Below are 26,099 nucleotides of genomic sequence, written 5' to 3' on the forward strand. Positions count from 1 at the left end.
ACACAACGCCGGCTGTCACTAGTAGCGTGACGCCGGCATCTGTGCGAAATTATTTAATTACTTCAAGCATGTTGTAAACCATTTTCGATGCATGCGCACGAGTCGCAGTAGCTTTCGGGTAGAATACTTTTTTACCTTTCACAACGTCGCCGTCGATGATGCCAAGACCGACTGCATATTGAACAGCGTCTTTCGCATAGCCGCTAATGTGAGCTGCATCTGTGAACTCAACAGTCGTTTCAACGTCTTTCAATAGTGAAGCATCTTTATATTCGATTGCACGGATGATCATCGCCGCCATTTGCTGACGAGTGATTGCCGCATTCGGGTTGAACTTCCCAGCATCGCCTTGGATGATTCCAGCGCGGTTCGCCGCTTCCACTTCGTACACGAAGCCTTCCATGTTTTTCGTCAAGTCAGAAAATGTCCCTTGGAATTCTTGCTTCTCAAGGTCCAATGCGCGAGCGATAATCAATGCGAATTGCGCTCTCGTAATTTTGTCGTTCGGTGCAAATGTTTCAGGGGATTTACCTTTGACGATTTGATTCGCAGCAAGTGCTTCGATGTAAGGTTTTGCCCATGTTTTCTCGATATCTTTGAATGAAACCGTTACTTCCTCTTCAGGTTGTTCAGGAGTTTCTGGTGTTTCAGTTGCTACCGGCTCAATGCTATCTTGGTCAAACGCAAGGCGCACTGTGTAATAGCCCGTGTGGTTCATTGCCGCAACGAAAACCGTCACTTTAGCGTTCATGATTTTCGAGAAGTCCGCAACTTCAAATGAAACTATGCGTTTATTTGCTTCTTCATCTACATTTACAACTGTCGCATCAACGAATTCGCCGTCTTGCTCAACTTGGAACTCAGTAATTTGCTCATTGTTCGTCAATGTAAGTGAAACGACTTGCTTGCCGTCTTTCACAGACAAAGCTGCAGGTGCTTCGATGTAACGGCCCATTGTTGAATCTTTATCCTCTTCCTCATGCAATGCTTTGAAGCCGATTGTGTACTCGCCGTCTTCAATTGCCACTGGTGCTTCAGGTGTTTCTGGAGTTTCTTCTTCGTTTTCAGTAGGAACTTCGCTTGCATCGAATTGGAAACGGATGCTGTGCGTTTGATCATATTCACCAATTCCAGGAATGCCTGTCACGATAATATGCGCTTTTGCATTCAATGTTTTTTCAACATCTTTTAATTCGAATTTCACAAGACGTGTTTTCTCTTCTTCGTTTTCGCTCACAACTTCAACGTCAACGAACTTGTCGCCTTCTTGGATGCTCAATGACTGCCAATATTGGCTGTTCAATAGCGTCATGTAAATGAATTCCTTGCCGTCTTCCACTTTCACTTCCGCAGGGCTTTTCACGTGACTGCCCGCTACAGAAACTTCATCAGCCTTTTCTTGCAACACTTTAAACGGAAGCTCATAAGACGCCTCCTGTGCAGCAGTCACTTCAGCAGCAGCTGGAAGTGCAGGCATTGCCGTAAAAATCAGCAACATTGCTGTGAATAAAACCATTAAACTCTTCTTCATTCTTGTAATCTCCTTTTTACTTTTTCGACCGCATTAATCTGACAGCAACAATAAGTGCCGCCACAACGAATAACGCCATCGCAATATAAAACCAAATGGTACTGCCTTCACTTACAGAGTCGATCCATTGCTGGTCCGTCTCCTTCATTGAACTCGCGTCGACTGCAACACGCACCGTATACGCATGATCATACGGGATCTCTAGCTCATCGATCACGACATGCATCTTCACTGGAAATGGCTCGGCCAACTCCCCGTCAACATTCAACACAATGACGCGCGTATCAGCCTCTTCATCCTCCGCAACGATCTTCGCATCCGCAAAACCATCGCCGCTAGGAACCTGCAACTCTTGAACCCATTTACTATGATTTAACGTCAACTGCAAAACCTGCTTGTCGCCATCCACCTTCAGCAACGCCGGCTTCTCGAAATAATCATTTGCAATCGACACCGAATCCGAATCGCCTTGCAGCAACTCATAGTCCACTGCATATGTACCGTCAGACAACGACTCCGCCCCTACAGGCATCAACGTCATCGCCCACAACAGCAAAACAGCACCAAGCAAAGGCGCTACCCGTCTCCTCATGCAAACTCCTCTCCCACCATTCTCCACCTACAAAACTACTAGTGAGAACTGTTATCAACTATTCCTCATCCATCATAGGACAAGGGTTACTAGTTTTAAAGCTCCCCCGCCATTATTCACACATTGTTCACAGAAAAAGGAATGAAATGTGACGGAATGAGTGAATTGCGCCGGTGCCTGTGCATGGCACATTTATGACAATTCAATGTGAGTAATAAATATACAATGAAAACTCCAACAAAATCATATTTAGCGGAGTACCCATTTCGTCATTATTCAATTGTAGTGAATAAACTGAATTGCATCGGTGCCTGTGCACGACACATTTATGACAATTCAATAGGATTTATATACATGCAATGGAATACCAGTCAAACGTTGATATAAAAGCATTTCCTTTTTGACTTTATGCAATTGTAATGAATAAACTGAGTTGTCTGCCGCACAGGCACCGCAATGGGCCACCGCATTTGAGTTGCCGTTCCATCGGCCCGTCCGCTTATAATCCTTCTCATTCGTGTCAAGACTATGCTATATCATTCGGGCGGGAGTTTTCGGTATGAACAAGGCTGGTTCGATCAGTATTTTGCACGTAATCTTTTTATCAATGACGGTCATCGGACTGAAAAATCACGTGACCATTATTCCATCGCTGTTGGTGCATGCAGGGCGTGATGCCTGGATGTCTGTTTTTATTGCTGCCGTAACAATGATTCCATGGCTTTTCCTTCTCGTCTACATTCATCGCAGCTCAAAGCAGGTCTCACTCACTGATTGGTTGCATACAAAGATCGGCAACGTCCCGACTGCCATTTTCCGATATGTCACTGCTCTTTTCTTCCTATTGATGGCCGTATTTACAATGGGCGAGACTTTGCAGTGGATCAAGTCGACATTCTTGCCTGAATCCCCTTTAGTTCTCATGATTTTAATTTACTCGATTCTATGTATCTTTCTAGCATCCACAAACTTGCAAACGATTGTAATGGTAAATGTCGTTGTTCTGTTTTGGGTAGTCGTCCTCGGCTTTTTTGTCGCCATCACGAATATACAAGTGAAAGATTATTCATTGCTAAGACCTTTCTTTGAGCATGGGTTTAAACCTATTATTTCTTCAACGGTGTATCCCGCATCAGGTTTCATTGAACTTCTATTATTCCTATTCATCCAGCAAAATGTGAAGGGCCGGTTCCGCTGGTACCATTATGCAGCCATGCTCTTCATCCTGCACAGTTTGACGATGGGGCCACTAGTCGGAGCCATTACAGAATTCGGACCTCACGAAGCAGCAAAGCAAAGGTTTCCGGCTTATGAGGAATGGGGGCTTGTTTCAATCGGAAGGTTCATCCAGCATCTCGACTTCTTATCCATTTACCAATGGTTGTCAGGCGCCTTCATAAGAGTGTCATTCATCCTGTATATCGTTACGGATTTATTGCAAATGAAAGGGGATCGTATTCGCACTTGGAGAATACTTGGCCCTGCATTCCTCTTTTTAAGTTTGTCGTTATTTCTAATAAATGAACATATTTTCCTCAAAATAAAAGGTGACTATTTATTGATTGCTACGTTCTTCTTCATGCTATTGCTGACGGTCTTCTTAACATTCATGGCGTTAATTAAAAAAGGAGCGGCAAAAGAAGTATAAATCTTACTAGAAGATGGTGAGTGCAATGCAATCGTCCCAGAACGAAATCGACAGCACATCCTTACGACATTTATTTCAGAAGTCGGCAGATATTCATTTTCAAAATTACACGTTCAATGGCCATACAGTCATCTTCATTACATGTGAAGCGATGATCGATCAACAACTACTCCATGAAGTCATTGTGCCGCGAGTCAACCATTTCGTCAGTACGTTGGAAGAAAAGCCAACCGTGGCAATGGTTGAGTCGAAATTGCACATTCCTGATTTGAAGGCAGGACATGACTTGGAAACAATCATCCCGCTCGTTTATACGGGGCATGTCCTGTTTTTCTTTGAGGATTCCGGACTTCTCTTCACAAGCAATATCGCAAAAAAACCGAATCGTAATCCGGAAGAAACACGATTAGAAGTGCCTGTCAAAGGGCCTCGGGACAACTTCATTGAAGACGTCTCAGTCAACATCGCCTTAATGCGAAAAAGGTTGCCGACAAACTCATTATGCGTGGAAAAATTTGAATTGGGAGTACGCTCCAAAACAACTGTGGCACTTTTATATTTCGATGATATCGCGAGCAAAGAGATACTGTCCGACTTAAGGAAACAGCTACAGAATGTGGATATCGACATTGTTATTAGCCCTACACTTCTAATGGAACTTGTGAATAAAAGCTCCACACTTTTTCCACGGATCGATTATACGGGGCGCCCGGATAATGCCGTTCAGTCACTTGTAAGGGGCCGTTTCCTGATCTTCGTTGACGGAGCTGCATACGGCGTCGTTCTGCCTGTTAATCTGTTTTTGCTTGTAAAGACGGGGGAGGATAATGAAACTCCGGTCATCTACGGGTCCTTGCAGCGTCTAATGCGCATCTTCGGATTATCTATCGGCTTAACATTGCCGGCATTTTGGCTTGCCTTGACAACGTATCACCAGAACCAGCTGCCGCTGCAATTATTAGCGACAGTCGTACAAGCGAATACTGGGCTTCCGCTTCCTTCATCCATTGAAATGCTCCTCATGCTGCTCATGTTCGAACTGTTTCGGGAAGCCGGTTTGCGTCTGCCGACTGCGTTAGGAGGAACGATCGGCGTCGTCGGCGGTTTAATCATTGGCGACGCCGCCATCCGGGCAGGCATTACAAGTCCCGCGATGATCGTCGTTATTGCCATCTCAACAATTGCAACATTTACGTTAGTGAACCAATCGCTAGTGAACGCAGTGAGCGTTTTGCGCATCGGCTTCATCCTACTCACTGCATTTTTAGGTTTATTTGGCCTTCTTATATCAGTTTTCCTTACGATTGTTTATTTATCTAACATAAGGACTTTCGGCGTTCCTTACATGAACATTTCGACCGACTTAAGCTTTAAGACAATAATGAAATCATTTTTACGACTTCCGCAGAAGTCGTATACAACGCGTCCTAAAATGATGAACCCGACTGACCAAACACGTATGAAGAAGGTGGATAAGGATGAATAATAAAATGCTCGGTTTCATTCTACTCCTACTGGCGACGTTGCCCTTATCCGGCTGTTGGGATAACAATGAGCCTGAAAGGATGTTGTACATCAACGGGGTCGGCGTCGACTATAAAGACGGACAATACGAGCTGTATGCCCAAATCATTAATTTTGCCAATACGGCCAAATCCGAGCAGCCGACAAATACGGAAACAACACAAGTTGAAGTCGGTCATGCTTCCGGTAAATCATTGGATGAAGCAGTTTCCAAGTTGTATCATACCGTAGATCAAAAGGTCTTTTGGGGACATTTATCCTATTTGGTCTTTTCAGAAGAAGCAATGAAAGAAGTGAAATTAAGTCCGGTTATCGACCTTTTTATCCGATACAGAGAAACACGCTATCAAATTTGGGTATACGCAACAAAAGATCCTGTAGAAGAAGTTCTATTATTGAGACCCGTCATTAACAAAGCCATTACGTTGTCAAAATTAGGCGACCCAAGAAACTCCTACGAACAGGAATCATTTATTAAATCGACCAATATCCGAGAATTGCTAATCCAATTGAACGAACCGAGTCATGAAGCTAAGATTCCACTCATCACGATTAAAGACAATTGGGAATCTATTAACGAGACGATAAAAGCCCCCTATCTAGCCGGAGCAGGAATCGTTACACCGAATGGCTTCAAAGGATTCATACAAGATGTTGAAGCAAGAGGAATTAGGTGGATGACGAATGATACAGTGAGATCGCAAATGACCGTTCAAACGGAAAGTGGAAATGATATCTCACTTGTCATAGAGAATGTAAAGGTGAAAATCAAACCTGTCATTATAAACGGATCGGCTAAGTTCGACATTGACGTATATGGCGATGCCATTGTCGATATCATTACCGACTCGGCAACACCTAAAGAGATTGAGAAATTGGTGAAGAAAGAAATGAAAAAACAAATACTGACGACTTACGAGGAAGCATTAAAAATAGATGCCGATATCTATCGATTATCGGAGCAGTTGTACCGAAAGAACGTAAAAGAATGGAAACGGCTTCATAAGGATGGAAAAGTTGAACTAACCAAAGACTCAATCCGAAACCTCAACATCACAATCGAAAAACTTTCCTCCCCACGAAAAACATTCGAACAAACAATAGACTGAATTGTGTCGGTGCCTGTGCATGGTGCATTTATGACAATTCAATAATAATCATAAATATACAGAAGAAGCGTAGTTAAACGTGATCATGACTGACTCCATTTTTTCTTTTATTCAATTGTAGTGAATAAACTGAATTGTTTCGGTGCCTGTGCACGGCACATTTATGACAATTCAATAGGATTTATTTAAATGCAAAAGGTAGCTAGTCAAACGTTGATATGAATGGATTTCCATTTTAGTTTGATGCAATTATAGTGAATAAACTGAATTGATTGCTGCACAGGCACCGCATTTAATCGAGGGCAATGAACTGACAACGTAAAGGAGATAAGTGTAGAATAGAAAAAACTGCTTAAAAGAGGAACAATACATGCCTAAAACTCAACAAAAAACACCAGTATGGAAATTGTTTGCTCGCGGCGCCATGGTTATGCTCGGTGCCCTCATTGCCGCCTACGGATTAGAATCTGTGCTCATTCCAAACAAAGTATCTGATGGAGGCGTGACAGGTCTAAGTATCGTCGGATCGGAATTATTCGGCTTTCCATTAGGACTTCTCATTGCGATTTTGAATATTCCTTTTGTCTTTTTAGGCTATAAACAAATCGGGAAAAGCTTTGCCATCTACTCGGTACTCGGAATCGCTACGTTGGCAATCAGCACGAGCTTGATGCATCATGTCCCTATAATCATTCACGGCGATACGCTATTGATCACGGTTGTCGGGGGAATCATCCTCGGGTTCGGAATGGGGTTAGCCCTGCGTAATGGCGGCGCTCTTGACGGAATTGATATGTTAGCTGTTTTGCTTTCCCGAAGAATGCCCTTTGGTACGAGTGACTTGATTTTGTTCCTGAACGTCTTCGTTTTCGCCATCGTCTCGACGGTCTTCGGACTTCAAGGAGCTTTCTTATCAGCCATCGCTTACTACATTGCCACTAAAGTGATTAGCATAGTTGAGGAAGGGCTTAGCGGTTCTAAAATGTATAAAATTATTACGAGCGAACCTGAAGATATGGTCGAAACAATTCGTGACCGTCTTGGCCGCAGTTCGACTTACAGTGTCGTTCAAGGTGCTTATTCCAATGAAGAATTCAGGGAAATTACGTGCATTATCAACCGGCTGGAAGATAGCAAAATGAAAGAAATCATTCTTGAGATCGATCCGTCAGCGTTTGTCACGGTTTATGAAGTCGCCGAAGTACGTGGCGGAAGTTTCACTAAGCGGAACATTCATTAACGAATTGTGTGGAAATTGCGCGAATTGTGTGGGTGCCTGTGCAAGGCACATTTATGACAATTCATTGTGATTCATATAAATACAAAGGGAAGCCAATCAGATGTTGATTTGATCGGCTTCCCTAATTTTGTTTATTCAATTGTAGTGAATAAACTGAATTGTATCGTGCACAGGCACCGTTTTAAGGCACCGTTTTAATTGTTTATATACTTCTCAAACACATCGCCGAAGTCTTTGACGTGGTACTTGTCACGGGCAGATGTTAGCCAGGAGAAGCCAAACTCGGTCAATTGTTTGTATTGATCAGCCATTTGGATGTCGGACGGTCTTGAGTTTTCCAATATGGATGTTGCCTTGTCGAGACTTTGCGTCGCCATTTCGAATAGGATGTTGTTTTCGTGGGCTTTTTCTGAAATATACACCAATGCTTTGTACAGATCATTTAATTGCGCGAGTTGCTTTTTATCGACGTCGATGCTGTATGATTGATTTCCTAGCGTGAACTTGATTTCAACATCCAAATCGATTTTGCCCGCGGTTTCCAGAAGGACATCAGTGATTTGATATTGCGAATATGGGTAGCGTTTCAACACGCGCTTCGAAGAGACAGCCTTATCGCCATCAACGTGAATAAAAGCTATGTTCGTAAAGCAATACTCATCCGCCTTCGTCTTAATTAAGAAATAAATCTTTTCATTATCCTCATGTCGAATATAACCATCCGCATCCGTCTTATCATAATCCTCAGGTCCAATGATTTTACCGATATCCGATAAACCAAGCGCATCTGAAGCCAGTTTTTTTAGCATCTGAACGACCTCTTCCTATCTAGAATTCTTACACCTGAATTATAACATTTATATAGATGAATGAACTCCATTTATTTGAATTGTGTGGGTGCCTGTGCATGGTGCAATTATGACAATTCACCTTCAAGAATAAAAATACAGTAACGTCTATCTCAAATGTTGATTTACCGCGATACCCGTCCCCACTTTATGCAATTGTAGTGCATAGTCTGAATTGTTTGCTGCACAGGCACCAATAATCTAGGCACCGTTGATCTCATATGAAACCTTCCCTGAACTGTGTCGTATATGAATAGTATTAATAAAGGACATAGGTGGAGGTGGGCAGCGTGTTGTTTGTTTATCTTGCGATTATCATTTTTTCGATCCCAGGCGTGATGGTACTGTGGTCCGCGATTGATGTGAAGTCGGGAAAAAGGGAAAGGGTCCAGTGGAAAGTTCCGGTCATCCTTTTCCTATTATTTACTGTGACCGGCGTTAGCATCCAATTTTATTTAGATCAAAAATACAACTTTCCATTTTTGCAAACGAGCGTTGAGACTATCATCGCCATGAGTATTATCGTGCTCATTTCCGGTATCATCATATTCATTAATTTTATTATCACAAAAACGGCAGGGAAAAGACTGCCTAAATCTGTGCATGATCCGAAAACCGTAAATTTTCTCGCGGCAGCTTTTGCTATTTATTTCTTCATAACTTTTTTTATTACAGTGCCGACTGGCAAAAAAATCGCCTTCGCAACATCCATCAATCAAGCGACTGAAGCGACGAATGTAACTACGGAAGCCTTCCCTATTGTGTTAGTGACTTCCGAAAAAGAATGTCTGCGTAAGAATAGGGCGCGCTGTCACGATACACCGTTTAACAATCAATATTTCATTAAGAACAACATGGATAAGACGCAGGAAGTGCAAGTGAAGATTCGGGCACTCAACAGCAATAATGAGGAAATGAAAGTGATTGATTCCAACATAATGACGTTGAAACCGGGGGAAATGCGCCTAGTGGAAACCGAAGAAACAAACGAAGACGCTAGCATTTGGAATCAATATTCATTCCAAACAGACGGCAGAGTAACGAACTACCAGCATATGCTCCGCCATCGAGATCCGGAATGACTTGGCATACCCTACCCCAAAATCGTTTCCATAGGAGTCAGCGCGTCGGTTTGCTATACTACACGTGTCAACGTATCGGAAGGGAGATCTTACTATGCAAAACATAGCTGGAAAAAACGCGATTATTACAGGAGCTGGGCGTGGGATTGGCCGTGCGACGGCAATCGCTTTCGCGAAGGAAGGCATCCATGTAGGGCTTATCGGGAAAACTGAAGCGAATCTTGAAAAGGTCGCCGACGAGCTCCGTGAATATGGCGTTAAAGTTTCGATCGCCGCTGCGGACGTGGCCGATAATGAATCTGTGACTGCCGCTGTCGAGCATGTCAAATCGGAGCTCGGTCCGATCAACATCCTTATTAACAACGCTGGCATCGGCAAATTCGGCAAGTTCCTTGAGCTCACTCCGGAGGAATTCAAACAAATTATTGACGTCAACCTGATGGGCATGTATTACGTCACACGCGCCGTGTTGCCTGAAATGATTGAACGCCAAACCGGCGACATCATCAATATTTCTTCAACTGCCGGACAAAAAGGTGCTCCTGTCACAAGTGCATACAGTGCGTCTAAATTCGGCGTGCTAGGACTGACAGAATCACTCATGTTGGAAGTGAGAAAGCATAACATCCGTGTAACTGCCTTAACGCCGAGCACTGTTGCAACCGACTTGGCGTTTGAAGAGAACTTGACTGATGGCAATCCAGATAAAGTGTTGCAGCCGGAAGACCTTGCGGAATTAATGGTCGCGCAGCTGAAACTGCACCCGCGCGTCCTGTTAAAATCGGCTGGCCTATGGTCGACAAATCCTTAATAATGAAATTGGGGACCCTATTTTCAGGGTCTCTTTTTCATGTCATTGTTTTACCACTTCATTTTGCTGAATAAATCCATCAACAACGCCTTTCCCTCCCCATCGATTTCCCAACCCGCTATTTCCTCTAACAGGCTATCTTTCGATCGGAACCCTTTGACGAAGCCGTTCAGGCGGGCGGCAAATGTGGAGTTGAGGAGCATCCCCGGTTCCGGATACAGCATTTGCAGTTGTTCCAGCGCTTTCGGATACCGCTTGACATAGTATTTCTGGTGGCGTTCTTCTGCCAATGTAAAGTCCGTAAACGCGGCAATGTCGGTTTCAATTACTTCACCAAGTTTCACTTCCATTTCCTTCTTCACACGCTCAGCCGCCTCAAATTGCTCTTCACTTCTACAGCGCAGCAGTGACAAATACTGGCGCCCCTTATACTCATCACGGTTCGGATAGTGGTTCCGCCAAAAATGGCGCAGGACGTCCTCATAACTTAAGATGGCCGGATTGAAGTCGATTTCCACAGTCTCCGTATGATTGCCCATTTGTCGATACGTCGGTGAAGGCGTTGTTCCACCCGCATAGCCGACACGCGTCCGGATCACGCCAGGCAAACTTCCGAACCTTGCATCCGACCCCCAAAAACACCCCATCCCGAAAGTCGCCGTCTCCAAAAGTCTATCCTCGTACAACCCTTTTTCAATTGAATGAATATCCACCAAGATCCTCCTTTCCCGTTTAAATTGTGTCGGTGCCTGTGCAAGGCACATTTATGACAATTCAACAATGTGTATATAAATACATATCAAAACTCATTAAATATTGAATTGATAGGATTCATTCAGCTTCAGTATACAATTTTAATGTATTGTCTGAATAATGTCCTACACAGGCACCGGTACAATTCCGGCGCAATTTGAAAAAGGCGCCTCTATTGGCACCCTTTATAGCTTACCCAATTCATCCAGAAATGCTGGACGGTTTTTGTATGTCTGTTTCAGCTCTTCGACCAAATTCAGTTGGGCTTCTCGGCCGGCCACTTTCCGGAAGCGCTTTAGCACTTGGCACACTTCCTTATATTGCTTTCGATTAAATGCATTTTCGGCAATCGTTTTCACATGGTATCCAAATAACCAGATCGCCTCATCTTTGTGGGAGTCCATCAAGTATTTCAAATACCGTTCAACTGACGACGGATTTTCACGTACATATGCAAGGATGGCATCAATATCCTCTTCAGCCTCGATAAGCTGGACATACACCCGTTCATTCTCTTTCGCCACGTCCTGCTTCAACTCATTATAAAAAGCAGGCTGATTGTCCGCGGCAAGTTCCTTCAATTCCCAGTAGTACTCAAATTCCCCTACCATCATCAGCTCGCGTCCAATTTTCATTTGCTCTTCAAGAGAATTTAATTGTTTATACGCTTTATACCGCCATTTTTTCCACCGGGTTACCAAGCCGCGATAGTCTTTATCCATGCGCTCCCCTTCAGCAGCCAACGCCAACACGCTTTCATAATTGCCTTCCTTCATTTCATACTGCATCAATTGTTTCCGGAAAGAAGGGTAGTTTATGTTCTCCTCTAAGAACTGCCTCGCTTCCTCCGTCGTGCCGTGGGTTTCAATAATGTCATACAGCAAGTTGAAAATTCGTTCATTTGCATACCGGCCATAATGATTTGCAGACGAATCTTTTATCATTGATTCTAATTCATTCGTCAACGTCTTTCGCAACTTTTCGTTCCCTGCAAATTTCATGCAGACACCGAGCACGTCAATCCGAAAATCGTCCCATCCTTCAAATACGTCGGATTTCGACAAATGAATGAGCTTTTCCAACATCTCACTTTGTTCGGCAATTCCCAAAGATCCATCCGCAATCATGTGCATCGTCTTCATCGTACCGTCAATTAAACTGCCGATATCGCCGCCCGAGTCATCTGCGTATTGAAAGGATTTCACCCCTTCTATTAACAGCAACTCCGCAATATCAATGGCAATCAACGGATCTTTCAACGTCTCCACTTTATTAAGCACGCCGGACAATTCATCCGCAAAGCCGCTAACATGTTTATATGTAATAAACCCTTCTCGGCCAACATATTTCTCGATGATGGAATCAACCATCCTCTTGCAACGAGCAAACTCATGCTGCTCATCGACGATTGCATAATTAAAGAGCAACTCATTATGTAAAATCGGGTCATTCTCAGCCAAATCAATCAGTATATCGATCAACTTCGCTTTGGATAGGTTTTCAAGCGTCGTAATCAAATCCGGCTGATCAGCCATTGCAGCGCCGCCCGTCGTTTCAAGAAAATTATTGTCCCTCAGTCTTGTAATTAATTCAAAATAAAAAGCAACCTCATGTTTACATACCGTCCCCAAATCGTATGGACAATCACAGCTAGACGAAAGGATGTTGTTTTCCTCATCAAGCTGCACGGCAACTTCATACAAATCCGCCCCTTCAACGAGTGCGGTGTACCGGCCGTCCCCTAACCGGACAAGCTTTGAAACGAACCCAGCTTCATAATACTCAGAACCCCGGTCGACAATAGTAGCGTCCACCATCTCTTCAAACTGGTAAAGATTCATCGCCTTTCCCCCTCTTCCTCCAGCGTACTTTCTAATACTATACCTAATACGACACGCACTCGAAAAACCCTTCATTAAACCATATTGCGTCGAATTATTCCGGTGCCTGTGCAAGGCACATTTATGACAATTCACCGATAGACATAAAAATACAATGAAAGGTTACCTAAAACGCTATTTGTCAACCTTCCCACTTCTTTCGTATTCAATTGTAGTGAATAAACTGAATTGTTTACCGCACAGGCACCACCTAAGAGGCATTTGTTTGAAAACTACTAATTTGTGCTATAGTCTAATAGACAAATGACATGGTGGTGAGTAGACAGATGAAGAAGGTTGTATGGACAAGTATTTTATCCGTGTTGCTTGTGCTTTGCTTGGCAAGTCCAGCTGCACTGGCGAGTGAGAGTGACCGATTCCTCGTGGAAGTTCTCAATGAAGAAAATGAATTGATTGTTGAAAGTGTACATAAAGATGAAATTGAAAACCTGTCTGATGCGAAGGTGTTACAGCCGGATTATTTCCGCACGATAGCACTACAAGCGGGTACGTGGCAAGCGAAATCGTGGGGACCGGCTCGGATTGGGGCTGACAGGTTAATTGAACGAACGCAGGATTTGGAAGGAATCTCTATTGTGGCCGTTATCGACACTGGCGTCGACTTGAACCACCCTTTCCTACGTGACCGTCTAGTTGCGGGATATGACGTATTGGACAAGGATCCAGACCCGATGGACGAGCATTTCCACGGCACGCATATGGCGGGCATTATTGCCGATACGACGCCGGCCAACGTGAAAATCATGCCGATTCGTGCGGTGGATAAGGAAGGGCGAGGCTACGACAATCATATCGCTGAGGGCATTCGATATGCAGTCGATCACGGCGCCGATGTCATCAACATGAGCTTCGTCGGCGAGGAGTATTCGACCTATTTAGCTGAGGCGATTGGCTATGCACTGGAACATGACGTCGTTGTCGTCGTTGCATCAGGGAATGAAAGCATGGATACGACCAACCTCTATCCGGCGGGTGAACAGAATGTGATTGTTGTAGGAGCTGCCGATCGGAATAACCGTATTGCAGACTTCAGCAATACCGGAGCTTCCATCGACATAGCGGCACCCGGCGTCGACATCCTATCAAGCGTCCCCGGAGGCTCTTTCAAGAGTTATAGCGGCACTTCAACCGCCACGCCTTTTGTGAGCGCAGTCGTCGCCATGCTTAAGCTAGAAGACCCGTCAAGAACAGCACAAGACATTGAACGCTTGCTGAAGAAATACACTACCGATCAAGGAGCGGTGGGCTGGGATCCGCAATTCGGCGAGGGGATTCTTAACCTTTCAAACTATAATGAAATGGTGATGCAAGAGAAATCAGCACCTCCACGGGAAGTCGCGTCAGATGTCAAATCATTTCCCTCACACGAAAACGTACCGTTGAATAAAAACTGGAAAATCACATTTGATCGAGCGTTGACAGAAGGGGATAAAGTCGATATCCGCATCAACCGTTCAGGAAAAGATGTTCCAATTCTTACGGAAACGAAAGCAAACGATATCATCGTAACCCCGATTCGCAAGTTCTTTCCTCATACAAATTATCAAATGTTCATATTCGTCGAGAACGGCGGGCAGTATGAAATGAAGTATCGGACAGGGAACTGACGATAATTGTGCGAATTGTTTCGGTGCCTGTGCAAGGTACATTTATGACAATTCATCAATGAGTATAAAAATACAACGGGAAGCTTATCAAATATTAATTTGATTGGCTTCCCGTTTTTCATTATGCAATTGTAGTGAATAAACTGAATAGTTCGCTGCACAGGCACCTATCCTTCGGCACCTATCTTTCACTTTTCACACGCAATCCCATCCTTATCGCGGTCCATCTTTGTATGTGCATTATAAATTTCGGCTGAAACGAATGGCTTGAACTTTGTTTTGCCACCTACATTTTTGACTTTGGCATTTTTAGCGACGCCACCTGGATATGTTTTATTCAACTCCGTGCAATTTTTGAACTTTGCCGAGGCTGCCTCAGCTGTGTGGATGGGCATGGCAATTATAAGAAATGCAATAACCATTGCGGTAAATCCTGTAAAACTTTTTCTCATCTTTCATCACTCCGATAATCGGTTATTTGTAAATAATTGTAACACAACCTCACAATTACGCTATTGAAATTTTCAACTTATCAAATTTAAATAGTCCTTCATTCGCCTGCCCCTGTAAAAGTACTAACTTCTGCCCATTGCTTCCCCTCTCCAACATGATGGATAATAAGAAGATTACACAACAAGAGAGGTTTACAGATGAAAGGAAGTTCACACGCAGTTATCGGCGTCGCCGTCGGAGCATTTGCAGGGTATCAGGTGCAGCCCGATCTATATACAGTCGCAGTCGCCTCATTGGCAGGCGGCGTATCAGCGCTTGTCCCCGACTTGGATACGAACGGATTGGCGAGCAACCGGATCACTCTTTCCAAGCAGCTCACTCAATGGCTCATGCAGCTCGTCGGTGCGGGCATTTTAGTAGCAATCGTCTACCAATACTTCAACTCAGGCTTTAGCCCATCCATTTTACTTTACGCAGGAATCGGTTTGCTCCTGTTCATCGTATCGCGACTCATTACACAACGAAGAATGTTGACCCTTACCGGTGTCATGGTGATGTGGCTCGGAATTGTCATGCATCAGTCGATCGGTGTCCTGCTTATGGGAAGCTATATCGTCATCGCGTCATTCCTGGCCCACCGCTCCTACACGCACTCCCTTCTTGGGCTCGCTTTTTATGCATTCATTTTGAATCAATTACAGCAAGAGTGGGCGCTTGACGGTCTACTAGCAGCGGGAATTGCAGGATACGGCAGCCATCTAATCGCCGACATGAAACTCCTCCCCATGAACCGCAGAGGCGTAAAATGGTTTACACCGTTTTGGAATAAAGAATGGTGAATTGTGTCGGTGCCTGTGCACGGCACATTTATGACAATTCAACAATATGAATAGAAATACGAAGAAAAGCCGATCAAATGACTAATTGATCGGCTTTTCATTTGTAGATTATACAATTGTAATGAATAAACTGAATTGTATGCCGCACAGGCACCCACACAATTCAAATTATTTCTCTAAAGCCACCATCTCCCGCAACTTATACTTCAATAGCTTCCCTTGCAAGCTCCGCGGAAGTTCATCCATGAAGTCGACAGATCGAGGCTTTTTATAGTCGGCGAGCTTACCATCACAAAAATCGATAATTTCATTTGCGTCAGCTTCCTCCCCTTCACGAAGGACAACGATCGCTTTCACCGTTTCTCCCCACTTTTCATCCGGTACACCAATCACCGCGACGTCCGCTATTTTCGGATGGCGATGGAGGACGCCTTCAATTTCCGCAGGGTAAACGTTCAACGCACCCGACAAAATCATATCCTGTTTACGATCGACGATGGAATAAAATCCGTCTTCATCCTGAACACCCATATCACCGAGGCCAAGCCATTCGCCATGGAACGCTTCGGCTGTCGCTTCCGGATTTTTATAATATTCATCGCAAAGGGTCAAGCCCTTCACCAAAAACTCGCCCGGCTGACCCCGCGGCACTTCATTCCCATTGGCATCGACAAGCTTCACTTCCATTCCCAGCATCGGCACACCGACGGAGCGATCCTTCAGTTCCTGGTACTCAGGGAATAAATTCGTCGAGCCTCCATGCTCCGTTGCACCGTAAAACTCATTCAGCTCGGCATCTTTAAAGAATGCCATCACTTTTTCCTTCGTGCTGGAGTGTAAAGGCGCGCCGACCGAGAACAGCCCTTTCATCGAACTGACATCATACTTGTTTCGAATTTCCTCGGGTAAAGCAAAAATCGCATCAAACATCGGCGGAGCCATAAATGAAGTCGTCGTTTTCTCTCGATCAATCGCTTCCAACACTTCGACAGGGTGGAACTTCGGCAAAATATGCAATGAGTTGCCGACCAAAAGATTCGGTACGGAAGTCGACAGAGCCGCCGCACCATACAAAGGACCGGAAACCAATCCTTTGCCGTTCCTTACAATCCCAAATTCAATGCTGAACAGTAACGCAACGAGATACATGCTCCGATGCGACCTGACCGCGCCTTTGGGATGCCCCGTCGTCCCTCCCGTATACATAATACAAACCGTATCGAGCTCCCTCAATTCATAATGAATAACCGGTTCCTTTTCGGAATGAAGAGCGATCCAGCTTTCAAATTCGAAAGGTGCCACATCACCAGAACCTCCAACTGATACGTAAAGCTGCACGTTCTTCACTCGCTCTTTAATAGAAGAAATTTCTTTGTCAAACTCCACCCCATAAAACAACCCAACTGCCTCAGAGTTCTTCAACACATGCTCAATTTCAGGGCCAACGAAGCGAGAGTTGATCGGTACGAAAACCGCCCCGATCTTTGCGCAAGCAAACATGATTTCAAAGAGTTCATTGCAATTTAATAGCATGAACGCTACCTTATCGCCCTTTTCAACACCCGCACCAAGCAGTGCATGTGCCAACCGATTAATGCGCTCGTTGAATTCACGATAACTAAACCTCTTGCCCATGTAAGATAGCGCTTCCTTTTCCCCGTAACGAATAGCATTCAATTTAATCGGATCTGCGAACAACATATGCTGCACCCTTAATCCCCCATTTCCAAATAATGTACTATAATGACTGATTCGCTGAATATTACGCAAACCCTCTTTTAAATTACGCCGGTGCCTGTGTAAGACAAATTTATGAGAATTCACATTCATGAATGAAAATGCAAAAGGAAGTCAATGACATGTTGATATCATTGACTTCCCTATTTCTCTTATGCAATCGTAGCGCATAAAACAATCAGAATTGTTTACTGCACAGGCACCTAATAATGAGAACCTAATAATGGCACTAATAATGCATCTCCCTCTTCTTCCTCAGGAATAGAATGGAAGTAATTTGGAAATAATGTAACTAAAACCTGAGAGGAAGAATCAATTGACTCACCATATTAGAATCGAGAAAAATACATGCGCGACAATTTCACTCATCTTGGCATTGGTCGGATTTCTATTTGGCATAATCCCGATTATTGGTTTTCTGCTAATGCCCGTCTGGTTATTGGCGTTTGTTTTTGGAGTTGTAGGTTTGTTCAAGCCTTACTTGCGAATTCAGGCAATTTTAGGAATCGTAATCGCATTTCTCACTTTTTTTTATCATATTTCTTTCATTCAAGGAATTCTTTGAATGCCAACACTCAATGTAATTTAAATGTTTAATATTTATAATCGGAGGGTTTTCATTGGCAAAGAAATTGTGGCACAAGAAAGCATTGTTACTTGCTCTTATCGGTTCAATAGCTTTAACCGTATTCCTACTAGTCAAACCTGGCTCCTCATCAGTTGAACAAGTGCAGGCAGAGAAAAATATTGGCTTCACCTCTGACATAATGCAATTTGAGGATTTGGCGTTCCAGCTTACCGGTTCCTCGCACGATGATACTGAGCAAATTTTTCATTTCACAATTGAAAACATCAGTAACATCGCCATATCGACTCATAACATGTCCATTAAAATTAAAAATAAGGGAAACGTTTACTCAAGTAAGAGTATAAATATTGAAGAAAATCGTTTGAATCCAGGAATGAGCACAACCGGAACGGTAACTTTTTCAATGAAAAATACCGATTTGCTAGAAGGGGATCCATTGATGGAGGTTCAAAACGGGTTATTTTTTGCGCCTATAATGCAGTTTACGTTAGAGAAAGATCGTTAAATCTAATACTCAGATGGTAATCCTTTAGGATTAAGCCTCACTCCCATAAAAACAACAAACAGCACACAAATCTGCAAAACGATTTGCGTGCTGTTTTGTTCACTCAACCCTCTCCCCCTGCACAACGAGCCTGTATTCGTTGGAGAATGCGGGGTAGCATGTGATGAGGGACATGAGCGCCATTCCTTCCTTCGGCTTCAGCACTTCAACTTCGTGGGGCTTGACGATTTTGATATCAATTACTTTGAATGCCATCTCCTCGTCAGCCGTTTGGAATGTGAACTCGGTACCGACTTCCATTTCATGAAGCCGGTTGAAATACTTGCCGAACACATGGGCCTGGTGCCCGGCGATGGCGTAGCTGCCATCCATCTCGCCGGGCAGGTCCATGTTTTCGATGGCGCCGAGGGATTCGTTGAGCGTTTTCGCATCCGCTCCGTACAGCACTGGCGCTTCTAAGTCGATTGCCGGGATTGACAAAACCCCTTCGATTCCGTCAAGTTTCGCAAAAGCGGCACTCTTTTCAGACGGCCCATCTGTGCCCTCCGTAACTTGGACGGAACGGAATGCCTCCATCATTTCTTGCTGATGCGCGTCACTTTTCGCAGTTCCGCTCATGAGCCAAACGAATAGCCCAACGCCCGAAATTACAAGCATTGTCCCAAGCCAGTTCAATGTACTCTTCATCTACATTCCACCGCTTTCACGCCACCGACATCGTCGGCTTTCCCAAACGCCTCATTGCAAACCCCAACACCATAAGGGCCAGCGCAAGGAATGCCAGCCGCTTTCCGTCCCAGAAGCCGCCCGTTTTTGGCAATGAAGATTGTGGAGCCGCGTTGTTCATGGCAAGGCTGTTCATTACACTCGATTGACCTACCCCCGAAAGACCGGATACACTTGTAGTACCGCTACGTTCTCCTGTTCTGGAGCCAGAATCGGCGTCAACATCGCCTGACATTCCATTCCCAGCGGCAGATTCTTGTTCAGATTCTCCCACTGTTTCATCCGCGCTCGTTTTGTTCTCCATCGTTCCATCTTCCTCATTGCTGAAACCATCTCCGGAATCATCACCATTTGCAGGGGGCGTGGTTTGTTCCTCTTCATTCCTATCTGAAGTGGCATCATCCAGACTCTCCGGAGCAACCGGCAGATCACTTTCTACTTCAGGAACAGGTGCAATTTCTTCCGCTCCACCATCATCTCCAACATCCGTCGATGGCGGTACTGCGACATTTGGTCTTTCATCTATCACAATCGTGAACTGTCTTTGCCTTTTTAACACACCTGCGGAGATGTCATCCATTCCTGGCAATCCAAGATTCAAACTCGCGCCGCTGCTCGTCACCAAACCTCCGTCCGCTGTCGTTTCCATCTTCCGAACGAGCACTTCGATAGACGCATCTTCAACCAAACCGTCATTCAGTTCTGTTTGAATCAAACCTGTGGAAAACGATTTTCCCTCCCCATCGGCTTTCACATGTTTATCCAACACACCGACATGGGTTTCGCCTAGCAACGGTACGTCTTCCCCGTTCACTTCGACAAGGCTGCCGTCGAACGAGTTGGCCGTTCTGTCGATTGATGCCACATCCACATTCAAATCATCTGTCACCGGGGTTTCCAATCCGACAGAAGCAAGTGAAGCTTTCGAATCCTCCAAATCAGCCGTTTCTGATTCCGCATACTTCAACACAGAAACGTTCACATCATCTAATAGCCCTTTGTGATTATCGACAGAAACATCAGCTACAACGGACGTTTCATGTTTAGTCGACATGTTTTTTGCTTTTTCTGCCGCCAATACGTTCACAGACGCATCGTCAAGCAGACCATCGTTGACATCCGTTTGAATCAATCCCACGGAGTAGGATTTCCCAGCTTCATCAGCAGTCACATGTTTATCCAACACGCCTTACATGCGTCTCGCCGAGCAATGGCAAATCTTTCGCGTTCACTTCGACCACACCGCCATAAAGCGAGCCCGGCATCTTTTCGCCAGAAACAACGTTAACGGTTACATCATCCGTCAGTGACGACTCCAATTCAACCGTTGCTACAGACGCTTTTGTCTCGGTTTTCTCCAGTACAGAAATATCCAAATCATCCACAACGCCGTCACTTACCTCTACAGTAGCCAATGCGTACGAGTCACCTGTTTCCGCCTCGGAAGGAATATTTACGTTTACATCGCCAACTATCGGCACATCCAAAATTTCAACATACAGTACTGAGGACTTGCCATCCTCTTTACTTAATACATTCACATCGACAATCGAGCTATCCTCGGATGCAGCGGCATTCGAAGTCGACAAAACTAGCGCGACACAGAGACCAAACGTTAAAACTCCGACATTTTTCAGCTTATTTTTCATTTTGATTCCTCTCCTTTTTTACTTTTTCGCATGTAAAAAAGGAGTGGATTGGGGCGGTTGGCCAGGTGGTGCGTGAACCCATAGGATCCTCATAAGTTCGTCGGAATGAATCCATTGCCTTCCAATCAAATAGTCCAGCACCGCTAATCCATCAACGACACCCGGCACGACATCAGAATTCCCTCCGTGAGTTACTAAAGGAGAAAAAACAGATGTAGTACCCGAAGTTAACCCAATCGGAATCCCGTCCTCCTGCGTACTTGATTGAATGGGAATCGTAGGGGTTTCTTGTTTAGCTGGTGTTTTCCTCTCGACCTTTGCAACGCTCGCAACTTGATTCACAAAACTGACGGCAGTTTCTCGAGGAGTTTCGTTCGAAATAAAATCCATATCTTCATCTATTTCAGGTTCAGTAGATTCAAGAACTTCCAGGGAATCAATCGTAGAAATCGGGTCATCTGCCTGCACATCTAGGTTCGTATCAAAAACAGGTTGTTCAATCACTTCGTCAGAATGCGCATTGATAGGTGGCGCATCATCCTGTTGCGGAAGTACTGGTGTTTTATACTCAGTAACCTCCTCAATAGAGCCCGCCGCCTCTTTATCTCGCACATTTTCAACTGTGACACTCACAGTCTCCGTTTTCTCAATGACGACTTTTCCTACTTCATCAAGGACTGGGGTGACAATAGGAATGTCGGGTAGTTCTTCCACAATCCCCGTCAACGCCAAGGTTGTTGCCTGTATAGTCTCCGTCGTATTTTCAACAACCGGGCCAACATTGCCGACTGTTCCATCGACAAAATCAATTGTGTGATCCACAATCTCAGAAACGGGTTGTTCAGTAGAAGTATCGGCGAGCGTTTCAACCGTATCTTTTGTGAACGAAACAGCATCCTGCACCGTTTGATCCGCCCCCTCCACCGCCGATTCGACAACTTCTCCAACCGATTCAGTCGTTTCCTTCACCGTCGACTCGACCTTATTCAACACTCCAGTCAAAATGCCCTTTCCATTCGCGCCCTCCGCTTCAGCATGCGCGACAGCAATCGGTGCAATGAACGTACAGAGAAAAAGGCTGCTATAGAGGAGAACCCTTTTCATATAAGTCACCTCCTTCGTACATCCACTAATTTCAAAATACTCTATCTCCTTGTCACGTACCCGGATGGCAAGGACATAAACCTAGCTTGGGTGAATTGTGTCGGTGCCTGTGCAAGACACATTTATGACAATTCAACAATATGAATAGAAATACGAAGAAAAGCCGATCAAATGACTAATTGATCGGCTTTTCATTTCCAAATTATACAATTGTAGTGAATAAACTGAATCGTTTGCTGCACAGGCACCCTGCAATCACGTTTTTCACTTCAAGCAGCATTTCTTATATTTCTTCCCACTACCACAAGGGCATGAGTCGTTACGGCCTACTTTTCTCGCCGGCTCTGCAGGCAGAGGACGCAAGTGAGGCTTCTCAAATTGAGAAAGCTCTATCGGCGTGTGACCGCGATTTTTCCAATATCGCGTTGTGTTCGCAATGTCTGTCACCCGTTGTGCATAACTGTATATTTGTGCCTTATCGTTTAATCCTAATCGGCTTGCGAACGGTTGGAATATAGAGATGATACTAGCACTAGGAACGGACAGCTCTTCGACAAGCATTCGAATTTCTCTTTCGATCCTCTCCTCTGGAAACCCCTCTTTCATCATTAGCTGTTTAAGCTCTTCATGCTGGGGCGTTGGTTCAAAATAGGCATCCTCTGCATATCGAAGAAGCTCGTCCTTTTCTGGAACATAATACGGCTTCACTTGTCCTTCATTCAAAATTTTCAACTTGTCAATCTTATCTAACGACCCGTGGTGAAAATTCTGACCTTCTACGTATACGTGACGCATTTTCAAAAGCTCGACAGTTTGCGAGTCAGTTACCAACGTCTTCATCATTTCACTTGTAATCGGCGAGTTATTTTGGCCATTGTAAATTTCAAGTACTTTTTCATAAGAAACAATACCGTATAAGTTCGTACAAGCAACAATATAATCCACGACCAGCTCTTTGAACGGGATTTCAACCTGCTCGATCTGCTTCGGACCACGATATTTATCCGATATGACACGATAGTTTTTATGGTCAATACGGTCCCACTCGGTTTTCTGGTACCTCATTGATTTCAAAGTTTCGTTTATGTCATCCATATCAAATGGTTTATAGCCCTGTGCTTCTGCCCACTCACGCTTCGACAAATAATCGGGATGGGAAGGATCATGATAAATGGTCAAAAATTGAGCAAACCCCAGTGAACCTCCGACATCTTCCGGAGGCGCTGTACCCTCTCCCGCTAGAACTGTCGGGAAACCGAAATAGTAATCTTCGACAATCTCCTCGAGATCGACAATGATACGCCAATCATCCCCCGAATCATAACGATACAAGAACTGGCCATTCGCCTCCAAATAGTCATCTATTTTCAGATGGGAAGGACGTTTAAGCACCAATCCATTAAAATCTTTCTTATATTCATCATGAATCGAAGGATTATTTGTAATGAACAGCCCATCTACCTCTATATTGAAATAATGATAAGGCTCATCAATAAACTTACTTTGAAAGTTTGTGACGTTTTGAATCATTTCATGCAATCGATTAAACGTTGCATCCGCAGGCATGACAACCCTTCTCCATATCCGCGGTTCGATATCCTCAAATGTCAGTTTTACAATAAATGCTTTCATGGAAACACCTCAACTCTACACAATTCAATTTTACTGTTACTTACTATACTAATTCTCTTTCCCGAAGATAGCCAGTAGTCTTACACGAACACCCGAAACGGTGCCTGTGCACGGTACAATTATGACAATTCACATTTATGAATTAAAATACAATCAGAAGCTAATGATATGTTGCTATCATTGACTTCCTCTTTTCCTACATGCAATTGTAGTGAATAAACTGAATTGTACTGGTGCCTGTGCAAGACACATTAATGACAATTCACTTTTTCGAATGAAAATACAAAAGGAAGTCAATAATATGTTGCTATCATTGACTTCCCTTTTTCTCTTATGCAATTGTAGTGCATAATCTGAATTGTTTGCTGCACAGGCACCGTTTAAGAAGCGTTTATTTCCGCTCCCACTTTTTCTGCTTTCCTTCTCGATAAAACAAAAGTCGCAACGAGGAGAAGTGCAATTGCTAGGATTAGCGTGTACGCGCTACCTGTCATTCCTGCAACGATAAATCCGATGAGAGCAACTGATGCGTTCAGCGCTGCATATGGAAATTGCGTTTTGACGTGATCGAGATGATCCGCCCCAGCCCCTGTCGATGAAAGAATCGTCGTATCCGAAATCGGCGAGCAATGGTCTCCAAAAATTCCTCCAGATAAAACCGCACCGATGCATACGAGCATATGCGCATCAAGTGAAATCGCCATCGGGATTGCAATCGGAAGCATAATGGCGAACGTTCCCCATGATGTCCCGGAAGCGAGCGACATGACGGCACCAACAACAAATAATATCGCAGGAATAATGAATGCCGGCACGTTCCCTTTCGTCACTTCTACGATGAATGCCGCCGTTCCCATCTCCCCAATCACCTTTCCAAGCGACCACGCAAGGACAAGCGTCACCGCCACGTACACCATCTTCTGCATACCGGCTGTATATATATCAAAAATCTCATTAAACTTCTTCACTTTATAAACAATCATGAGAATGACAATCGTAATGGCCGCAAACAGATAGGCCGTACTAAGCGCTACACGGAAATCGCCGCCTGGAACTGGTGTGAACGGAAAACCCTTCGAAACGAGCAAACCGAACAACGTAACGAATAAAACAAGAAGCGGAAGCCAAATAAGAATCGTGCGGCTGCCCGTCGTATATTCCTTCATTTCCTCAGCCTTCCGAAGCGGCTTCGACTCAGGCCAATAAAGTTGACCCGTTTGGCGTACACGGTTTTCAGCTTTTGCCATCGGCCCGAAATCGAGCTTCGTCAATGCAATCAAAGGCACAAGCAATACCGTCAGAATCGCGTAAAATTGGAATGGAATCACTTGGATAAGCGTGCTGAATTCAGAATCTGCAATGCCCACCTTATCGAACTCCGCACGAATCAACCCCATAATATACACGCCCCACCCGATGAACGGGACAAGGACAGCTACCGGTGAAGCAGTGGAGTCTATAATCCACGCAAGCTTCTCTCGGGAAATCTTCACCTTATCAAAAATCTTTTCAAAAACGGGACCGACAATAAGCGGCGTGCCAAGGTCAGAGAAGAAAATGACAATCCCCCCGAACCACGCTGACAGTTGCGCATTCGCCCGCGTTTTAATATATTTTACCGAAGCTGCAGCAAGCGCCGCCCCACCGCCCGATTTTTCCATAAGAGCAACAAACCCGCCAATGAAAAATAATAGGACAAGAACAGCCGCATTATAACCATCCGTCAACTGCGGAAACAAATAATCCCCAATCACACCTGTCGTCGCCGTAAGCGGATTGCCTCCGACAAGCATAAGAACACCAACGAAAACACCGGAAAATAGTGAAATAATAACATTCTTCGTAACGATCGCTAAAATAACCGCAATAAGCGGGGGAATTAATGATAACAAACCCATATGTTCCATAGTGTTCATTCCTTTCAATCTTTATTAATAGTATTGCATAATAATACACAAATACTTTTTATTATGCAATGAAAGATTTTGGAAACAAGAAAACTAAATTGTGTCGGTGCCTGTGCACCACACATTTATGACAATTCACCGTTCTGGATGAAAATACCGATAGAAGTCAACGACATGTTGCCATCATTGACTTCCCCTTAACTCTATTTGCAATTGTAGTGAATAGACTGAATTGTGTTGCTGCCTGTGTAAGATACATTTATGACTATTTACCTTTTTGAATGAAAATACAAAAAAAGCCGATAACATGTA

General features: G+C 44.3%; 23 protein-coding genes. 10 read left to right on the top strand and 13 right to left on the bottom strand.

The window, feature by feature from the left end; genetic code table 11:
* Window positions 1–49: 49 nt before the first annotated feature.
* Together AB1K89_RS08690 and AB1K89_RS08695 are read right to left on the bottom strand one after the other, a co-directional pair.
* Window positions 50–1,531, bottom strand: coding sequence for an NEAT domain-containing protein (locus AB1K89_RS08690; RefSeq protein ID WP_413054377.1), 1,482 nt, complete (start codon window positions 1,529–1,531; stop codon window positions 50–52).
* A gap of 16 nt (window positions 1,532–1,547) precedes the next feature.
* Window positions 1,548–2,123, bottom strand: coding sequence for an NEAT domain-containing protein (locus AB1K89_RS08695; protein ID WP_413054378.1), 576 nt, complete (start codon window positions 2,121–2,123; stop codon window positions 1,548–1,550).
* A gap of 559 nt (window positions 2,124–2,682) precedes the next feature.
* Here AB1K89_RS08695 and AB1K89_RS08700 point away from each other — a divergent pair.
* From AB1K89_RS08700 to AB1K89_RS08715, 4 genes are all read left to right on the top strand, one after another.
* Window positions 2,683–3,771: an endospore germination permease gene (locus AB1K89_RS08700; protein ID WP_413054379.1), complete on the top strand. Its 1,089-nt coding sequence runs from the start codon at window positions 2,683–2,685 to the stop codon at window positions 3,769–3,771.
* 25 nt (window positions 3,772–3,796) lie between these two features.
* The gene (locus tag AB1K89_RS08705; protein ID WP_413054380.1) at window positions 3,797–5,257 is read left to right on the top strand and encodes a spore germination protein; all 1,461 of its coding nucleotides are present in this window, start codon (window positions 3,797–3,799) and stop codon (window positions 5,255–5,257) included.
* On the top strand, window positions 5,250–6,404 hold the full coding sequence (locus tag AB1K89_RS08710; protein ID WP_413054381.1) for a Ger(x)C family spore germination protein: 1,155 nt from the start codon (window positions 5,250–5,252) through the stop codon (window positions 6,402–6,404). The genes AB1K89_RS08705 and AB1K89_RS08710 overlap by 8 nt, the downstream gene beginning before the upstream one ends.
* Before the next feature lie 370 nt (window positions 6,405–6,774).
* Window positions 6,775–7,644 carry a YitT family protein gene (locus tag AB1K89_RS08715; RefSeq protein WP_413054382.1) on the top strand — a complete coding sequence of 290 codons (870 nt, stop codon included), beginning with the start codon at window positions 6,775–6,777 and terminating at the stop codon, window positions 7,642–7,644.
* 194 nt (window positions 7,645–7,838) lie between these two features.
* On the opposite strand, the gene AB1K89_RS08720 is transcribed toward AB1K89_RS08715, so the two are convergent.
* On the bottom strand, window positions 7,839–8,453 hold the full coding sequence (locus AB1K89_RS08720; protein ID WP_413054383.1) for a PH domain-containing protein: 615 nt from the start codon (window positions 8,451–8,453) through the stop codon (window positions 7,839–7,841).
* A gap of 329 nt (window positions 8,454–8,782) precedes the next feature.
* Between AB1K89_RS08720 and AB1K89_RS08725 the strand changes: the two genes are divergently transcribed.
* A complete protein-coding gene (locus tag AB1K89_RS08725; protein WP_413054384.1) occupies window positions 8,783–9,574 on the top strand; it encodes a hypothetical protein in 792 nt (263 codons plus the stop codon).
* Window positions 9,575–9,668: 94 nt separating this feature from the next.
* Window positions 9,669–10,385 (top strand): 3-ketoacyl-ACP reductase, encoded by a 717-nt coding sequence (locus AB1K89_RS08730; RefSeq protein WP_413054385.1) that lies wholly within the window; start codon window positions 9,669–9,671, stop codon window positions 10,383–10,385.
* Window positions 10,386–10,435: 50 nt separating this feature from the next.
* Here the strand turns inward: AB1K89_RS08730 and AB1K89_RS08735 are convergent, their stop codons facing one another.
* On the bottom strand, window positions 10,436–11,098 hold the full coding sequence (locus AB1K89_RS08735; RefSeq protein WP_413054386.1) for a peptide-methionine (S)-S-oxide reductase MsrA: 663 nt from the start codon (window positions 11,096–11,098) through the stop codon (window positions 10,436–10,438).
* Window positions 11,099–11,323: 225 nt separating this feature from the next.
* Window positions 11,324–12,979: an SWIM zinc finger family protein gene (locus AB1K89_RS08740; protein WP_413054387.1), complete on the bottom strand. Its 1,656-nt coding sequence runs from the start codon at window positions 12,977–12,979 to the stop codon at window positions 11,324–11,326.
* 326 nt (window positions 12,980–13,305) lie between these two features.
* On the opposite strand from AB1K89_RS08740, the gene AB1K89_RS08745 reads away from it, so the two are divergent.
* Window positions 13,306–14,646: a S8 family peptidase gene (locus tag AB1K89_RS08745; RefSeq protein ID WP_413054388.1), complete on the top strand. Its 1,341-nt coding sequence runs from the start codon at window positions 13,306–13,308 to the stop codon at window positions 14,644–14,646.
* Window positions 14,647–14,834: 188 nt separating this feature from the next.
* Here AB1K89_RS08745 and AB1K89_RS08750 read toward each other — a convergent pair whose 3' ends face one another.
* Entirely contained in the window at window positions 14,835–15,041 is a 207-nt protein-coding gene (locus AB1K89_RS08750) for an excalibur calcium-binding domain-containing protein (protein ID WP_413054517.1), read from the bottom strand.
* Window positions 15,042–15,296: 255 nt separating this feature from the next.
* On the opposite strand from AB1K89_RS08750, the gene AB1K89_RS08755 reads away from it, so the two are divergent.
* A complete protein-coding gene (locus AB1K89_RS08755; RefSeq protein WP_413054389.1) occupies window positions 15,297–15,938 on the top strand; it encodes a metal-dependent hydrolase in 642 nt (213 codons plus the stop codon).
* A 168-nt stretch (window positions 15,939–16,106) separates the two neighbouring features.
* Here AB1K89_RS08755 and AB1K89_RS08760 read toward each other — a convergent pair whose 3' ends face one another.
* A complete protein-coding gene (locus AB1K89_RS08760) occupies window positions 16,107–17,639 on the bottom strand; it encodes a class I adenylate-forming enzyme family protein (protein WP_413054518.1) in 1,533 nt (510 codons plus the stop codon).
* Between the two features lie 352 nt (window positions 17,640–17,991).
* Here AB1K89_RS08760 and AB1K89_RS08765 point away from each other — a divergent pair, with 352 nt between their 5' ends.
* Entirely contained in the window at window positions 17,992–18,240 is a 249-nt protein-coding gene (locus tag AB1K89_RS08765; RefSeq protein WP_413054390.1) for a hypothetical protein, read from the top strand.
* A gap of 55 nt (window positions 18,241–18,295) precedes the next feature.
* Complete coding sequence (locus tag AB1K89_RS08770) at window positions 18,296–18,769, top strand: DUF4352 domain-containing protein (RefSeq protein WP_413054391.1); 474 nt, start codon at window positions 18,296–18,298, stop codon at window positions 18,767–18,769.
* 99 nt (window positions 18,770–18,868) lie between these two features.
* Here AB1K89_RS08770 and AB1K89_RS08775 read toward each other — a convergent pair whose 3' ends face one another.
* From AB1K89_RS08775 to AB1K89_RS08800, 6 genes are all read right to left on the bottom strand, one after another.
* Complete coding sequence (locus AB1K89_RS08775) at window positions 18,869–19,456, bottom strand: class D sortase (protein WP_413054392.1); 588 nt, start codon at window positions 19,454–19,456, stop codon at window positions 18,869–18,871.
* Window positions 19,457–19,472: 16 nt separating this feature from the next.
* Entirely contained in the window at window positions 19,473–20,633 is a 1,161-nt protein-coding gene (locus AB1K89_RS08780) for a hypothetical protein (RefSeq protein WP_413054393.1), read from the bottom strand.
* A gap of 37 nt (window positions 20,634–20,670) precedes the next feature.
* Entirely contained in the window at window positions 20,671–21,144 is a 474-nt protein-coding gene (locus AB1K89_RS08785) for a hypothetical protein (protein ID WP_413054394.1), read from the bottom strand.
* 18 nt (window positions 21,145–21,162) lie between these two features.
* Window positions 21,163–22,248 carry a hypothetical protein gene (locus tag AB1K89_RS08790; protein ID WP_413054395.1) on the bottom strand — a complete coding sequence of 362 codons (1,086 nt, stop codon included), beginning with the start codon at window positions 22,246–22,248 and terminating at the stop codon, window positions 21,163–21,165.
* Window positions 22,249–22,512: 264 nt separating this feature from the next.
* Window positions 22,513–23,880: an IS1096 element passenger TnpR family protein gene (locus AB1K89_RS08795; protein WP_413054396.1), complete on the bottom strand. Its 1,368-nt coding sequence runs from the start codon at window positions 23,878–23,880 to the stop codon at window positions 22,513–22,515.
* 380 nt (window positions 23,881–24,260) lie between these two features.
* A complete protein-coding gene (locus tag AB1K89_RS08800) occupies window positions 24,261–25,787 on the bottom strand; it encodes a Na+/H+ antiporter NhaC family protein (protein WP_413054397.1) in 1,527 nt (508 codons plus the stop codon).
* Window positions 25,788–26,099 lie beyond the last annotated feature (312 nt).

The organism is Sporosarcina pasadenensis, assembly GCF_047228845.1.
In the GTDB taxonomy this organism is placed as follows: Bacteria; Bacillota; Bacilli; order Bacillales_A; family Planococcaceae; genus Sporosarcina.

Excerpts from the sequence above, each read along its gene's own strand:
- AB1K89_RS08705 (WP_413054380.1), top strand. The coding sequence starts at position 3,797 with ATGCAATCGTCCCAGAACGAAATCGACAGCACATCCTTACGACATTTA.
- AB1K89_RS08690 (WP_413054377.1), bottom strand. The coding sequence starts at position 1,531 with ATGAAGAAGAGTTTAATGGTTTTATTCACAGCAATGTTGCTGATTTTT.
- AB1K89_RS08790 (WP_413054395.1), bottom strand. The coding sequence starts at position 22,248 with ATGAAAAGGGTTCTCCTCTATAGCAGCCTTTTTCTCTGTACGTTCATT.
- AB1K89_RS08775 (WP_413054392.1), bottom strand. The coding sequence starts at position 19,456 with ATGAAGAGTACATTGAACTGGCTTGGGACAATGCTTGTAATTTCGGGC.
- AB1K89_RS08710 (WP_413054381.1), top strand. The coding sequence starts at position 5,250 with ATGAATAATAAAATGCTCGGTTTCATTCTACTCCTACTGGCGACGTTG.
- AB1K89_RS08715 (WP_413054382.1), top strand. The coding sequence starts at position 6,775 with ATGCCTAAAACTCAACAAAAAACACCAGTATGGAAATTGTTTGCTCGC.
- AB1K89_RS08730 (WP_413054385.1), top strand. The coding sequence starts at position 9,669 with ATGCAAAACATAGCTGGAAAAAACGCGATTATTACAGGAGCTGGGCGT.
- AB1K89_RS08795 (WP_413054396.1), bottom strand. The coding sequence starts at position 23,880 with ATGAAAGCATTTATTGTAAAACTGACATTTGAGGATATCGAACCGCGG.
- AB1K89_RS08800 (WP_413054397.1), bottom strand. The coding sequence starts at position 25,787 with ATGGAACATATGGGTTTGTTATCATTAATTCCCCCGCTTATTGCGGTT.
- AB1K89_RS08785 (WP_413054394.1), bottom strand. The coding sequence starts at position 21,144 with ATGAAAAATAAGCTGAAAAATGTCGGAGTTTTAACGTTTGGTCTCTGT.
- AB1K89_RS08745 (WP_413054388.1), top strand. The coding sequence starts at position 13,306 with ATGAAGAAGGTTGTATGGACAAGTATTTTATCCGTGTTGCTTGTGCTT.
- AB1K89_RS08760 (WP_413054518.1), bottom strand. The coding sequence starts at position 17,639 with ATGTTGTTCGCAGATCCGATTAAATTGAATGCTATTCGTTACGGGGAA.
- AB1K89_RS08695 (WP_413054378.1), bottom strand. The coding sequence starts at position 2,123 with ATGAGGAGACGGGTAGCGCCTTTGCTTGGTGCTGTTTTGCTGTTGTGG.
- AB1K89_RS08740 (WP_413054387.1), bottom strand. The coding sequence starts at position 12,979 with ATGAATCTTTACCAGTTTGAAGAGATGGTGGACGCTACTATTGTCGAC.
- AB1K89_RS08750 (WP_413054517.1), bottom strand. The coding sequence starts at position 15,041 with ATGCCCATCCACACAGCTGAGGCAGCCTCGGCAAAGTTCAAAAATTGC.
- AB1K89_RS08700 (WP_413054379.1), top strand. The coding sequence starts at position 2,683 with ATGAACAAGGCTGGTTCGATCAGTATTTTGCACGTAATCTTTTTATCA.
- AB1K89_RS08755 (WP_413054389.1), top strand. The coding sequence starts at position 15,297 with ATGAAAGGAAGTTCACACGCAGTTATCGGCGTCGCCGTCGGAGCATTT.
- AB1K89_RS08720 (WP_413054383.1), bottom strand. The coding sequence starts at position 8,453 with ATGCTAAAAAAACTGGCTTCAGATGCGCTTGGTTTATCGGATATCGGT.